Below are 14570 nucleotides of genomic sequence, written 5' to 3'. Positions count from 1 at the left end.
TGTGGCCCGTTTTCTCGGAACCAATAACGGTGTCCGGCTGGGTATGCTTTCTTTGATTATGGCCTCCCTTGCCCTGATGCTGATACCCGGAATGCCTTCCCTTTATTACCATCTGGAAATCGGGGATGTGGCACCGAGAAACATCAAGGCTCCCAGGGATTTCATCATTGAAAACAGTGAAGCCACGGAAACCAGCCGTCAACTGGCCGCAGCAGCCGTACTCACGGTATATGACCTTGATGCAACCATGGGCAACCGGACCATCAGCGGTGTACAGTCCGGATTTCAGGAAATGCGCAGTATTCTCGAACTACCTCTGCCTCTTCCGGTGGAAGGTATAACACCAACGCCACCTGAAAACATCCGCTCCCAGAAAATATGGGCCGCCAAGCCCCGCTTTGAGAATCTGCTGGGAATTCCCGTCAGCGACGGTGCCTTCAGGCTGCTGGAAAGGGAAAAATTTTCCCAGGACATAGAAGATAAAATAACAGAAATACTGAGGGCCATCTTTGAAAACGGTGTGGTTGCCAATAAAAACATTCTGCTGGAAGAGCAGGACAGGGGTATAAACCTGAGAACCCTGGATTCCGAAAAGGAAAGCACAGAAACCAATCTGCGTCGTTTTTACGGGCCCGATCAAGCCCGGACCATGGTCCGCATTGTGGGAGAACCCCTGCTCCGGGGCATGCACTACAACCATATAAACCTCATTGTGGACCTCAGCCAGAGGCTTATCCGACCCAATATTACCCTGAACCGCAGCGAAACCCAGAAACGGATACAGGAAGCCACAATCCTTGCCAAACCCGTTCTCTACCAGATCAAAGCAGATGAAATGCTCCTCCGGGAAGGGGAAAGGGTCACGGATCTGCATAAAATAAAGCTGGACGCCCTGGCTTCCCAGATCCGTACCCAGGATATTTTCCGAAGCAATTCCGGCAGCCTCCTTCTCAGCCTTTTCATTCTTCTGACCGGCTACTGCCTCTGTTTCCGCCGTCCCCTGTCCCATACCCGGAATCCCAACAAAAACATCTTTTTTCTAAGCTCTGTACTCATCAGTGTACTGGCCATGTCCAAGGGATTTCATATCCTGATCCAGCCCATGATCAGTGAAGCAGGCACCTTTGCGACATCTGCGCCTCTGCTCATGGCCCTGCCCGTGGCCGGAGCCGCCATGCTGGCCTGTCTTTTCTTCTCCATGACACAGGGCCTGCCCTTTGCCCTGATCCTTGGCAGTCTCGTGGCCATTACCCTTAAGGCGGATCTTCCCCTGGCTTTCTTCTTCATCCTCAGCAGTGCCATGGGTGCCTACTGGATGCAGAACTGCAAGGAACGCAAGGTATTTGTCAAAGCGGGCTGGAAGCTGGGCCTTTTTCAGATGGCCCTGGCCATAGGTCTTTTTCTGCAGATGGAAAGTTATTCACCCACACTGATGGCCTGGACCCTGATCTTGGCCTTTACCGGCGGTATGCTTTCAGGAATTCTGACGGCGGGAATGGCCCCCCTCCTGGAAATTCTTTTTGACTACACCACAGACATCAAACTTTTAGAACTGGCCAACCCGGACCAGCCTCTGCTGAGAAGGCTAATGCTGGAAGCACCCGGAACCTACAATCACGCCATGATTGTGGGAACCCTTGCGGAAGCTGCTGCTTCGGAAATCGGTGCCAACTCACTGCTGGCAAGGGTGGGGGGTTATTATCACGACATCGGCAAACTCTCAAAACCCCTTTATTTCATAGAAAATCAGGGGGGAGGCAAAAACAGCCACGATAAACTGGCCCCTTCCATGTCTGCCCTCATCCTCATTACCCATGTGCGGGATGGTGTCTCCATGGCAAAGCAGCACAAGCTGGGAGAAGCCATCACAGACATCATCGCCCAGCACCATGGACGCAGCCTTATCAAATTTTTCTATGAAAAGGCCAAGACCCTCAAGGGAGAGGCGGATAACATCAATGCCGATGACTACCGCTACCCCGGCCCCAGACCCCAGAGCCGGGAAGCAGCCATTGTCATGCTGGCTGATGTGGTAGAGGCGGCTTCCCGCACCCTGGAAAATCCCACAGGAGCCCGAATACAGGGGCTGGTCCAGAAAATGATCAATAATATTTTTTCAGATTCCCAGCTGGATGAATGCGACATAACTTTAAGAGACCTGCACAGAATTGCCCGAAGTTTCAACAAAATTCTTACGGGTATCTATCACCACCGCATTGAGTATGCGGAAAGTGCTGCCCCAGGAGGACAGAAGAAAAAACATGCCCATACAGATCGACAACTCCCAGAATCTGATGATGCTCAAAGAAGAGATCCTGACGGAAAAGGCGATGCGCATCTTAAGCGCCTTGGGATTTCCTGAGGCGGAACTCTCCCTTCTCTTCGTGGATGATGAAGCCATGCGGGAAATCAACCTTGAATACAGAAATGCGGATAAAAGTACCAATGTTCTGGCCTTTGCCATGAATGAGGGGGAATTTTCCGACATCAACCCGGAACTGCTGGGGGATGTTGTAATTTCCACGGAAACAGCCCTGAAGGAAGCCAGAGAGTGGGAAATGAACCCCGATGTCCGCATCACCCAGCTTATGGTACACGGCATTCTCCACCTTGTGGGCTTTGACCATGAAAAAGGCCCGGATGCAGAAGCCGAGATGGAAGTTAAGAGTACGGAACTGGTTCGCATGCTGGAAAACAATGAGCAACTTGCAGGATGGCTTGACCCCTGACCCTTAAAACCCAAGGAGGTTCCCATGCCCAGACTCGCCGTAAATGTGGATCACATTGCAACCCTCAGGGAAGCCCGGAAAACCAACTACCCGGATCCAGTGGCCGCCGCCGTCATCGCTGAACTGGCCGGTGCCGATGCCATTGTGGTACATCTGCGGGAAGACCGGCGGCACATCAAGGAAAGGGACGTGCGCATCCTCAGGGATACGGTACAGACCCGGCTGATCCTTGAAATGGGCGCCACTTCTGAAATGCTGGAATTTGCCCTTGAAATCCTGCCGGACCTTGTGACCCTTGTGCCGGAACGCAGACAGGAGGTCACCACCGAAGGCGGACTGGATGTGCTGGCCCATCGGGCCACCGTCACCAATGCCATAGAAACCTTAAAAAGTGCGGGGATTCCCACCTGTCTTTTTGTGGATCCGGATATAGCCCAGATTGAAGCATCCAAAGCCGTGGGAGCCCGATATGTGGAACTCCATACGGGAGTTTTCTGCGACACCACAGACACCAGAGAAAAAGCAAAGGCCTTTGAAGCCCTTCTGATGGCCGCCCGCAGGGGAAAAGAAATCGGCCTTGGTGTAAATGCCGGCCACGGCATCTGCTACCGCTCCATCCAGGCCTTTAAAGGTGTCCATGAAATTGATGAGTTCAGTATTGGTCACAGCATTGTATCCCATGCCGCCCTTGTGGGCATGGAAAATGCCGTCCGTCGCATGGCTGAACTGATCCGGGAACTTTAAGGTATGAAGCGGCTTGTAAGTGCTGCCATCATGGCTGCCATGGATAAAGACACCATTGAAATCTTCGGACTTCCAGGCCGCATCCTCATGGAAACCGCAGGCCGGGAGTCCGGCCGCATCATTTTTGAAAACTTCCCCCTCAGAAAAATGTCTGTTCTGGTCCTCTGCGGCACGGGCAATAATGGCGGTGACGGCTGGGTGGCTGCCCGCTACCTTCTGGGCTGGAACACTGATATCCATGTTCTGCTGGCGGGTTCTGCTGAAAAACTCAGCCCTGAAAGCCGCATCAATAAAAGTCTTTATGAAAAGGCCGGTGGCAGAGTTTTTATGGCAGAGGATGAGGCTGCCCTGAAAAACCTTGAACAAAAACTCTTTAAGGCAGATCTCTTTGTGGATGCCCTTTTCGGCATAGGACTGGATCGCCCCGTACAGGGCTTTTATGCAAAACTCATGGAGACGGTTACAGAATCAGGCATACCTGTGGTGAGTCTGGATATTCCATCCGGCATCCATGCGGATACCGGAGCCATACAGGGTATGGCCCTGAAGGCCAGCCATACCATCACCTTCGGGTTTGCCAAACCCGGCCTTCTTCTGGAGCCGGGCCGCAGTCACAGCGGAACAATCCATGTGGTGGATATCGGCATACCGGGTATCATCAGCCAGAAATACCCTTGCAGTCTGGAGCAGGTTACAGAAAAATGGGCAGCTGCTCAACTGCCTGAGCGATCAGCAGCCAGTCACAAGGGGCATTTCGGACATATCCTCCTTGTGGGCGGAGCCCCTGCCACAAGGGGAGCAGCCGTACTGGCAGCCACTGCTGCCCTCCGCTCCGGCTGCGGCCTCATAAGCCTTGCCGTACCGGAAAGCAGCCTGCCCCTTCCGGGAATGCTCCCGGAAATCATGGTGCAGGGTCTTAACGGCAATGCTAAAGGCTTTTGCAAAAAAGCTGCGGAAAGTCTCATTCCCATGCTTGAGGGCAAAAGCCTTGCCGCCGCAGGACCGGGCATGGGTACGGGGAAAACAGCTGCAGCCATACTCCGCATCCTTCTGGAAAGTTCCCTGCCCCTGGTACTGGATGCCGATGCCCTGAATCTGCTGGCCCTGCATGGGGAGCTCATGGATCTGCTCTCCCGCAAAAAAGAAGCCTGCGTACTCACGCCCCATCCCGGAGAAATGGCAAGGCTCTGCGGCATGTCCGTTCAGGCCGTGCAGGAAGACCGTATCAGTGCCGCCAGCAATTTTGCCTTAGAAAAGGGCTGCCACCTTCTGCTCAAGGGTGCTTCTACCGTAGCAGCAACTCCGGACGGCATCTGCCGCATCATAACAAAAGGAAACCCCGGCATGGCCACGGGAGGCTCCGGTGACGTGTTGTGCGGTATCCTTGCAGGGCTCATGGCCCAGGGCAAGGCTGCAGATACGGCAGCTCCCCTTGCTGCTTTTTTACACGGCATGGCTGCGGATCATCTGGCGGAAAAACAGGGCCCCCAAGGGTATCTCCCATCGGAAGTGGCGGCAGTCCTTCCGGAAATTTTCAAAATAATCACCACAGGATCACAATGGAAACCCTGAGCATCACACGGAAAAGCCACTCTCCGGAAGAAAGCTTCAGACTTGCTGAAAGCTTGGGGCTGCGGATTCAGACCCCATGCCGCATTGCCCTTTACGGTGATCTGGGAGCCGGAAAAACCCACTTTGTTCAGGGCCTTGCCTCAGGCCTTGGCGTGGCCGAAGGCAGCTATGTAACAAGCCCCTCCTATGCCCTGATCCATTCCTATGAAGCCCGGCTGCCCCTGCACCATGCAGATCTTTACCGACTTTCCCACAGCGACGAGGTTTTTGACATCGGCCTTTATGAACTCATGGCCTCGGAAGCCGTCACCGTAGTGGAATGGGCTGAACGCATGGAAGGTATGGAAATCTTTGACCTTGAAATCCGTATAGAAATCCATGGGGAAAGTGAACGGACTATCCGTGCACAGGCCTCTGGACTTCATTTTCAGGATCTGCTAAGGAGCTGGCAACAAGTCAGCCATCCGGAATAAAACCGGATAAGGATACCTGATGAAAAGCCTCTCCTTATAAATTTAAAAGGAAAAGGCTTTTTTTGGGCTTTGGACACCCTTTCAGCATCAGGGTTTTTCGCCTGCGTATCCGGCTTATACTGATATTTTTTTAGGCCTCGAAGGAGGAGTTTCGTCATGGGACTGATCGTACAGAAGTACGGAGGCACTTCCGTCGGCGACATTGACCGCATACGCAATGTCGCCCGCAGGGTTGCCAGAACCTATGATGCCGGAGACAAGGTGGTGGTGGTACTTTCCGCCATGTCCGGCACCACGGACAGACTGATTGCCATGGCCGAGGAGGCCTGCGAAAGACCGGATAAACGGGAAATGGATGTTCTTCTGGCCACAGGGGAGCAGACCACCGTGGCTCTGCTGGCCATGATTTTAAAATGCATGGGATATCAGGCCACATCCCTGCTGGGATTCCAGGCGGAAGTAGTCACGGACTGCTCCTGCGGTGCAGCCCGCATCCTCAACATCGGAGCCTCCCGTATCCGCAGCCTCCTCGATGACGGACAGATTGTCATTGTGGCAGGCTTTCAGGGCAGCGATGCCCAAGGCAACATCACCACCCTGGGCCGGGGTGGCTCCGACACCTCCGCCGTGGCCATTGCCGCAGCACTCAAGGCAGATACCTGTGAAATCTATACAGATGTGGACGGTGTATATACAACGGATCCCAATATCTGCAAAAAAGCCCGGAAGCTCTCCAGAGTCAGCTACGATGAAATGCTGGAAATGGCAAGCCTCGGTGCCAAGGTGCTGCAGATCCGGTCTGTGGAATTTGCAAAAAAATACAATGTGCCCGTACACGTAAGATCATCCTTCAAGGATGAGGAGGGAACCATGGTCATGCAGGAAGATGCGGATATGGAACGCCTGGTGGTTTCCGGCGTTACCTGCAACAAGAATGAGGCAAGAATCACCCTCAAGGGAGTACCTGACCGTCCGGGAATTGCCTTCAGAATCTTAAACCCCATTGCCGAGGCCGGTATCCTCGTGGACATGATCATCCAGAATACCCGGTCCGGTAATATCACAGACTTTACCTTTACCGTTCCCAAGACGGATATCCGGGACGCCCTCGAAATCAGTAAAAAGGTGGCCGAAGAAATCGGTGCCGAAGAAGTCATGGCAGACCCCAACATTGCCAAGGTTTCCGTCATAGGTGTGGGCATGAAAAATCACTCCGGCGTGGCTTCCAAAATGTTTGCCGCCATGTGTGAGGAAAACATCAATATGATCATGATCAGCACGTCTGAAATCCGCATTTCCTGTATCATAGAGGAAAAGTATACAGAACTGGCCGTGCGTGCCCTGCACACAGCCTTCGGTCTTGACAGACCCGAAGAATGCCTCAACTGAAATCAATGAAAGCCTTCACGCCGGACCAGCTACGCTTTGCCCTGATTATGGGCGTACTGCTTTTTATTCTGGCCCTTTTCCGGCTGCCATTTCCTTAAGAATCTGATCCACAGCCCATCCGGGATCTGCCGCATCCCGGATGGGCCTTCCAACCACCAGCATATCAGCACCCGCAGCAAGGGCCCGCTCCGGTGTCATGACCCGCTTCTGGTCATCACCCGTCCCAAGGCTCCATGCCGGACGGATTCCCGGTGTCACCGCAAGAAAACCGGCTCCGCACCTTTCCTTCACCCCTGCGGCTTCATGACCTGAGCATATCACTCCGGCAAGCCCCGATTCCATGGCAAGAACAGCCCGTTTTTTAACCAGATCCTCCATGGCCGCATCATCTTTCAGCTCCAGCCCCGTTTCCTTCAGGGTGGAAAGTCCGCTGCTGGTGAGCACGGTGACACCCAGAATCTTCATGCTGTCCCCTGCGGCATCCGCAGCCTTTGACAGCATCTCCCGGCCCCCTGCCGTGTGCAGGGTAAGGTAATCCACCCCCAGTTTTTTGAGATTTCTCACACTTCTTTCCACGGTGGCGGGAATGTCATGGAGCTTTAAATCTAAAAAAACCTCCACACCGCTTTTATCTCTGATTCTGGAAACAATGCCAGGCCCTTCACCAAGAAACAGCTCCAGCCCGATCTTCACCACACCCACCCTGCCCGCAAGGAGGGGCAGAATGGGAGCAGCCGATGCAAAATCCGGATAATCCAGCGCAAAAACAAGATGTTTTGATAATAAAACAGACACAATACCTCCTGAAAAGTAAAGATTCACGACTTTCTTCAGCTCTGTAAATTTATCATACCAGTACTGCTAAAGGTATCTGCCTGACAAATATGACCCTTAACAAATGAAAATTGTACTGAATAATTACCTTGAAAAAAAAATTGCGGGACATAACAAACATAATCAAAACACAATAAATAATACATCTTAAAATCAAACACATACACATAAATACAATAATCAGTTTCCCATACAGGAGGAATGAGACTTGAATCCAAAGTCACTGAAATGCTATGGAGTAATGTTTTTCAATACTCTGGTATACACCAGAAAAACCGGGAGTCTCTATGGAATCCAATATTCACTATGTGGCATCTGGCCAGTTCCTGGTTGCCGCAGGCAGACAGCCCCTGATCCTGAAAGCCCTTCTGGGTACCTGTGTGGGTGTCTCCATCTATGATACAGTGGCAGGTATAGGGGGACTTCTGCATATCCTTTTGCCCGAACCCGTATCCGGTGCATCGGACACACACCCCGGGAAATACGCCAGTACCGGTGTCCCTGCCTTCCTCAAAGCCCTCATTGAAAAGGGAGCCCATCCGGACAACATGCGCGCCACCGTTGCCGGTGGTGCCCTTGTGGGTCCGGTGAGTGAGCAGGATATGGCCTTAGATATCGGTGGCCGAACCGCAGAAAAGGTACACGAGCTTCTGAAAAGATACAATATCCCCGTCAATGCTTCGGAAACCGGTGGCTTTTTCACCTGTACCCTGGAGCTGGATCTGAACACCGGCAAAAACCGCATCTGCCCCTCCGGCCTGCTGCGGGATCCCGAAGAAGCCTTCCACTATACAGCCCCTTCGGCAGATGCCATTGCCGCCAGTGTCACAGGGCTCAAACCCATTCCCCAGGTTGCCTTAAAAATCCTGCGCATGGTGACATCGGAAGAAGCAGATTTCAAAACCATTGCCGCAGAAGTCCGCAAGGATCAGGTGATTACCGCCCAGACCCTGCGCATGTGCAATGCAGCCCTGTATTCGGGACGCAATCAGGTAGCCTCCATTGATGACGCCCTTATTCTGCTGGGACAGGATGCCCTCATTAAATCCATTATTTCTTCTTCCCTAAAAACCTTTTACAGGCAAAGCGATTCCGTATATTCCCTGTGCAAGGGCGGCCTTTTTCACCATGCCATGGGCACGGCCATTGTGGCCGATCAGCTTGCCGCCCATACGGGTGCTGCCCACAGGGCCACAGCCTATACTGCGGGCCTGCTCCATGATATAGGCATGGTGGTGCTGGATCAGCACATCACCTCCGCCTGCCCCCTCTTTTACAGGGGCATGAAAAAGGAAAACCACCGCATTCTCGAAGTGGAAAAACGTATACTTGGTGTGGATCACTGTGAAGTGGGAGCCAAACTGGGTCTGAAATGGGCCTTCCCGGGAAACCTCATCCACGCCATCCGGCACCACCACAGCCCCGAAGAAGGAAAAGACGGGGACAAGCTGGCCTATATTGTCCATGCTGCTGACATCATCATGTCCCGTTTTCAGTCCGGTGTTTTTCCTGAATCCAGCAAAGGCAGCATTGCAGACCGCCTTGCCGTAATCGGTATGGGTCCTGCGGATTTTGAAAAATTCATTGACCAACTGCCCATGGGTGTTTTCAGTATGCAGCCGGAAACTGTCCTTTTCAAAAAAACCTGAACATCGGAAAAAGAAAGTGTACGAAAAATCCATGGACACCCAGCAACTCCTCAGGCAGCTTCCGGGAGTGGACACCCTTCTTCTGAATATGGAAACCCTGGAAAAATGGCAGGATCTTCCCCATAGCCTGAAAACCCGTATCATCCGGGAAGTGCTGGAAGAAAAACGCAGAGCCGTTCTTGAAAACCGGTTTCATGAAGAAAAAGAACTGACCGTCTCAGCCCTGATGCCCCTGATCATTAAGAAGCTGGAGAAGGCTGTAACACCAAACCTCCAGCGCACCATCAATGCCACAGGCGTTGTTGTACACACCAATCTTGGCAGATCCCTCCTTGCGGAGGAAGCCCTTGAAAGAATCATGGCCGTTGCCAGCCATTACAGTAATCTGGAGTTCAACCTTGAAAATGGTAAAAGGGGACTGCGTTACACGGCCGTTTCTTCTCTGCTCACGGAAATCACCGGTGCAGAAGCCGCCATGGTGGTCAACAACAATGCCGCAGCCGTTCTTCTCTGTCTGGATACCCTGACCAGAGGAAAAGAAGCCATTGTTTCCAGAGGAGAGCTGGTGGAAATCGGCGGCTCCTTCCGTATTCCCGATGTCATGGCCAAAAGCGGTGCCATCCTGAAGGAAGTGGGCACCACCAACCGCACCCACCTGAAAGACTACGAAGGGGCCATCGGAGAAAATACGGGGCTGCTCCTCAAGGTACACACCAGCAATTTTCAAATCATGGGCTTTACTGCCTCCGTAAGCATGGATCAGCTCTCGTCTCTGGGCAGAAAACACGGCATTCCTGTCATGGATGATCTTGGCTCCGGCACATTCATGGACTTTTCTCCCTTCGGCCTTTCAAAAGAACCCACAGTACAGGAATCCCTAAGGGCCGGTGCCGACATCGTCACCTTCAGCGGGGACAAGCTGCTCGGTGGCCCCCAGGCCGGTATCATTGTGGGCAAAAAAGAATGGATAGAAAAAATCCGCAGCAATCCCCTGACCCGTGCCCTGCGCATCGACAAGCTCACCCTTGCTGCCCTGGAAGGCACCCTGCGCCTTTACCGGGACCCTGAAAAAGCCATGGCCAGAATTCCCACCCTGCGCATGCTCACCATGGATGAAAGCCTCTGTACAGAAAGAGCCAATACACTCCATAAAAAACTCATGGCCCTTGTACTGCAAGGCTTTGATATTGAAATCCAGCCCAGCATAGCCAGGGCAGGAGGCGGCTCCCTGCCCACCCAGGACCTACCCAGCCGCTGCATAAGCATAAAAAGCAGGGCTGTCTCCGCAGCATCCATGGAACGCCAGCTCAGAAAACACCAGCCCCCCATTATCGGCCGGGTGGAAAACGATGCCTTTCTCATGGATGTGCGTACCCTGCAGCAGGGAGAGGAAGACATCATTGCTACGGCATTTTCCTCCCTTTTTTCCCAATCTCCCAATCCTCCCAGTCCTGAAAAGGAGAAGCCATGAAGGCCAGTTCTGCCCTGCAAGGGGAATGTCCGGATCCTTTTCTCCGGAGTAATGGAAGTCTTGATCCGTCCTCACCCTGCTCCAGATCCCAGGAAACACCAGTGTTGCTTCCAGATGGCCCAAGCTTTCCTTCTCCGGAATCCCTGCACGCCCTTTTCATTGAAGAGCCCTGTACGCCCTTCACAATCCTGAGCCTGCAGGTGGAAGACTTATCCGGGGAGATGGAAAAGGCCCTTGCCGATCTTGGAAAAGAACAGCAACTGCATATAGCCCAGGACAACAAGCTCTTTTTCCTTCTTTTCCAGGACAAAGGACCCGAAGAGGCTGAAAAGATTTTTAAGAAACTGAAACAAAATCCTGCAAAGGCAATGAATGCGGGGATTTTTACCTATCCCCTTGATGGCTTTGCCGCAGCAAAGGCTCTGGAATACAGCAGAAAAACCCTGACCCACAGCCTTCTTCTGGGGCCGGATTCCCTTGCAAACTTTGATGCCGTCACCCTGAACATTTCCGGGGATGAGGCTTATCAGGAAGGCCGCATGGATGAAGCCGTGGAAGAATACGGGGCTGCCCTGCGTCTTGACCCTGAAAATGCCAATGTACTCAACAGTCTTGGAGTCTGCTTCGGTGTTATTCAGGATTATGAAAAGGCCCTGGACGCTTTCCGCCGCAGCCATGCTGCCGATCCGAAGGAAGCCATGGCCGTTTACAATCAGGGACTTATCCATGAAATGCAGGGGGAAAGACAAAAGGCAAAGGAGTGTTTTGAAAAGGCCCTTAACCTTTCTCCGGAAAGCTTTGAAAGTGCCTTTCACTTAGGCAAAAGCCTCGTGGCCCTTGAAAACCCGGAGGCTGCCCTGCCCTTTCTGGAAAAAGCCAGAACCATCAAGCCGGAAAACGGGCCTGTACTGAAATTTCTGGCGGAAGCCTGTTTCAGAACCAAAGACATCGGGAAAGCCTTTAATCTCTTCCGCCAGGCCCTGCGCCGCATGCCAAGGGACGCGGAAGTGCTTTCCGGCCTCGGTGCCTGCTTTGATCTTAAAGGGGAAAACCCTGATATAGCCGCCACCTTCTGCGAGGAAGCCCTTGCCATAGAGCCGGATAACGGTCTTTTTGCCCTGCGCCTTGGCAGAATACGGATGCGTCAGAACAAAAATGAAGAAGCCCGCAGTCTTTTCTTAAAGGCAAGAAAAAACGGACAGAAACTGAGCCGGGAAGAAGAGGAGGGGCTGGACTGCGAATGAATCATAAGGCAGAGAAGCAATTCATCTGCTTGACGAAGATTGCTTCTATCAAACTGAGAGTGCGTTGAAATTTACTTTTATTCTTTTATATAATATGGAGGCCCTATGCCCATCTATGAATATCACTGCAAATCCTGTGAAAAAAACTTTGAATCTTTAGTCCTGAAACGGGATGAGGTTCCAGGCTGTCCCTTCTGTAACGGGGAAAAGGTACAGCGGCTCATGTCCGCCTGCGGTTTTATAAGCAAAGGTACAGGTGCCGGTGGAGAAACTACTGTCACAAGCAGCGCAGGTGCTTCCGGCTGTGGTGGATGCTCTGCCTCAAGCTGTGCCGGATGCGGGGTTTGAGACGCAGGCTGTCGCAATGTAAATCAAAAGTAATTGTTCAGCACAATTTTCCTTTGACAAATCGATAACTTTCAATCAGGTGCATAGACAACCGAGCCATTTGTTCATGACGCAATCTTATTCGGGAGCTTCTTGCCCTGTGCGGAAGCGGCAAAAACTCCCCGCCACTGGCAGGATAAGCTTTTTGATTACCATGGCAGGCTTAAGCACGCTGCCTTTGTGGCGGCTCAAACAGTTTGCCGCTTCTTTCGCACAGGCCTTCAAAGCTCTGATCCGAAACGATTGCAATGTCACTCACAAACAGCCCGATTGTCTTTGATTGGAACCAAGATTCTGAAATTAAAAAAATAATTTTTCATGATAAAATTTGCTGAATAATTACAATCAAAAATCAAAATTGAGTACCCAGATATCATACAAGGAATACCCATGGAACCCGGAAAAGTTTATCTAGTTGGCGCAGGTCCCGGAGATCCCGGCCTTTTTACCCTCAAAGGCAGGGACTGCATGGCCCGTGCCGGAGTGATCATCTATGATTATCTGGCCGCTCCGGCCCTTCTGGCCCTGGCTGCTCCGGATGCGGAATGCATTTATGTGGGCAAAAAAGGCGGTGACCACACCCTTTCCCAGGAAGGTATAAACCAGCTCATTGTGGACAAAGCCCGCACGGGCCGTACCGTGGTCCGGCTCAAGGGGGGCGATCCCTTTATCTTCGGAAGGGGGGGAGAAGAAGCAGAAGTTCTCAAAGCAGAAGGTATTCCCTTTGAAATAGTACCCGGAGTCACAGCGGGCATTGCAGCCTCAGCCTATGCGGGTATCCCCCTGACCCACAGAAAAATGACAGCAACCCTCGCCTTTGTCACGGGCCATGAAGACCCCACCAAGGAAGACTCCCGCATTGACTGGGAGGCACTGAGCCGGGGCATCGGCACCCTGGTCTTCTATATGGGTGTGAAAAACCTCCCCCTCATCACAAAACAGCTTCTGAAATACGGCAGAAACCCGGAAACCCCCGTGGCCCTCATCCGCTGGGGAAGCACCAGCCAGCAGCAGACCGTAACCGGCACCCTTGCCACCATTGAAGAGGAAGTCCGCAGGGTGGGCCTGAAGGCACCGGCCATCATCGTGGTGGGTGAAGTGGTGGAACTGCGCAGCACCCTTGCATGGTTTGAAAAGGAACGCCCCCTTCTTGGCAGACGTATTCTGGTGACCCGTGCCAGAGAGCAGGCCAGCGATCTTATTGCTCAACTCACACAGCTGGGGGCACATTGCATTGAGATGCCCACCATACGGGTGGTGCCGCCTGAGGATATGTCGGACATGGATGCTGCCATTGACAGGCTGGGAGAGTATGACTGGCTGGTTTTTACCAGCGTAAACGGAGTAAAATATTTTTTCAAAAGACTCTTTGACAGAGGCTTGGACGTGCGGGCTCTGCACCGGGTAAAAACCGCCTGCATCGGACCTGTAACTGCGGAAAGACTTCTGGATTATGGCATCAGGTGTGACATTCTTCCGGAAAACTATCGCGCTGAATCCGTGGTGGATGCCTTCAGAAAGGAAAAAATGTCCGGAGTCAGGGTTCTGCTGCCCAGAGCGGCCGAAGCCCGGAGTGTACTGCCGGACAGCCTGAGGGAAATGGGTGCTCATATGGATGAGGTCACAGCCTATGTAACCCTTCCTGTTAAGGATCAGGCGGAAGAACTCATCGCTCTCCTTGAAAAAGAAGGAGCGGATATGGTCACCTTTACCAGCTCGTCAACAGTAAAAAATTTCAGAAGCCTGATACCAGATGAACACTTTGGAAACCTTATACAGAAACTCAAGGTAGCGTCCATCGGTCCCATCACTTCGGATACGGCAAGGGAGCTTGGTTTCCATGTGGATACGGAAGCCCTTGAGTACACCATACCCGGCCTTGTACAGGCTATTTGTGGCACAGCAGATTAAGCTTTCATGGAAAAAACTGTTCAGCACCATTTATTATAAAATTCCAAGGCTGTAATTGCAGCAGCTTCGTACTGTTGCAAGGCACCCTGGCTATTTGCAAGTGACGTTGCAATCGTTTCGGATCAGAACTTTGCAGACCTGTGCGAAAGAAGCGGCAAACTGTCTGA

12 protein-coding genes are annotated in these 14570 nt (G+C 52.4%); 11 read left to right on the top strand and 1 reads right to left on the bottom strand.

Going from position 1 to position 14570, the window contains the following annotated elements:
* The first annotated feature begins 1 nt into the window (after window position 1).
* The 6 genes from FIM25_RS01110 to FIM25_RS01085 all read left to right on the top strand — a co-directional run bounded on the left by FIM25_RS01110 (window position 2) and on the right by FIM25_RS01085 (window position 6907).
* Window positions 2-2362 carry an HD family phosphohydrolase gene (locus FIM25_RS01110; RefSeq protein WP_179953066.1) on the top strand — a complete coding sequence of 787 codons (2361 nt, stop codon included), beginning with the start codon at window positions 2-4 and terminating at the stop codon, window positions 2360-2362.
* Entirely contained in the window at window positions 2331-2729 is a 399-nt protein-coding gene (ybeY, locus tag FIM25_RS01105) for an rRNA maturation RNase YbeY (RefSeq protein WP_246051940.1), read from the top strand. Before FIM25_RS01110 ends, ybeY begins: the two co-directional genes overlap by 32 nt.
* 24 nt (window positions 2730-2753) lie before the next feature.
* A complete protein-coding gene (locus FIM25_RS01100) occupies window positions 2754-3473 on the top strand; it encodes a pyridoxine 5'-phosphate synthase (RefSeq protein WP_139445291.1) in 720 nt (239 codons plus the stop codon).
* 3 nt (window positions 3474-3476) lie between these two features.
* Window positions 3477-5045 carry an NAD(P)H-hydrate dehydratase gene (locus FIM25_RS01095; RefSeq protein WP_139445289.1) on the top strand — a complete coding sequence of 523 codons (1569 nt, stop codon included), beginning with the start codon at window positions 3477-3479 and terminating at the stop codon, window positions 5043-5045.
* Window positions 5033-5518 (top strand): tRNA (adenosine(37)-N6)-threonylcarbamoyltransferase complex ATPase subunit type 1 TsaE, encoded by a 486-nt coding sequence (tsaE, locus tag FIM25_RS01090; RefSeq protein ID WP_139445286.1) that lies wholly within the window; start codon window positions 5033-5035, stop codon window positions 5516-5518. Before FIM25_RS01095 ends, tsaE begins: the two co-directional genes overlap by 13 nt.
* Window positions 5519-5674: 156 nt before the next feature.
* Window positions 5675-6907, top strand: coding sequence for an aspartate kinase (locus tag FIM25_RS01085; RefSeq protein WP_139445284.1), 1233 nt, complete (start codon window positions 5675-5677; stop codon window positions 6905-6907).
* 63 nt (window positions 6908-6970) lie between these two features.
* Here FIM25_RS01085 and pyrF read toward each other — a convergent pair whose 3' ends face one another.
* Entirely contained in the window at window positions 6971-7702 is a 732-nt protein-coding gene (gene pyrF, locus FIM25_RS01080) for an orotidine-5'-phosphate decarboxylase (RefSeq protein WP_179953065.1), read from the bottom strand.
* 326 nt (window positions 7703-8028) lie between these two features.
* Here pyrF and FIM25_RS01075 point away from each other — a divergent pair, with 326 nt between their 5' ends.
* The 5 genes from FIM25_RS01075 to cobA all read left to right on the top strand — a co-directional run bounded on the left by FIM25_RS01075 (window position 8029) and on the right by cobA (window position 14403).
* Window positions 8029-9390 carry an HDOD domain-containing protein gene (locus tag FIM25_RS01075; RefSeq protein WP_139445280.1) on the top strand — a complete coding sequence of 454 codons (1362 nt, stop codon included), beginning with the start codon at window positions 8029-8031 and terminating at the stop codon, window positions 9388-9390.
* A gap of 16 nt (window positions 9391-9406) precedes the next feature.
* Window positions 9407-10861 (top strand): L-seryl-tRNA(Sec) selenium transferase, encoded by a 1455-nt coding sequence (selA, locus tag FIM25_RS01070; RefSeq protein WP_246051938.1) that lies wholly within the window; start codon window positions 9407-9409, stop codon window positions 10859-10861.
* A complete protein-coding gene (locus FIM25_RS01065) occupies window positions 10858-12105 on the top strand; it encodes a tetratricopeptide repeat protein (RefSeq protein ID WP_139445278.1) in 1248 nt (415 codons plus the stop codon). The genes selA and FIM25_RS01065 overlap by 4 nt, the downstream gene beginning before the upstream one ends.
* A 105-nt stretch (window positions 12106-12210) precedes the next feature.
* Window positions 12211-12453 carry an FmdB family zinc ribbon protein gene (locus FIM25_RS01060; RefSeq protein ID WP_139445277.1) on the top strand — a complete coding sequence of 81 codons (243 nt, stop codon included), beginning with the start codon at window positions 12211-12213 and terminating at the stop codon, window positions 12451-12453.
* Between the two features lie 429 nt (window positions 12454-12882).
* Window positions 12883-14403 (top strand): uroporphyrinogen-III C-methyltransferase, encoded by a 1521-nt coding sequence (gene cobA, locus FIM25_RS01055; RefSeq protein ID WP_139445275.1) that lies wholly within the window; start codon window positions 12883-12885, stop codon window positions 14401-14403.
* The last annotated feature ends 167 nt before the right edge of the window (window positions 14404-14570 follow it).

Source organism: Desulfobotulus mexicanus, assembly GCF_006175995.1.
Lineage (GTDB): Bacteria > Desulfobacterota > Desulfobacteria > Desulfobacterales > ASO4-4 > Desulfobotulus > Desulfobotulus mexicanus.
The sequence above is the reverse complement of the archived record's forward strand: the minus strand, read 5'-3'. Positions and strand labels throughout refer to the sequence as shown.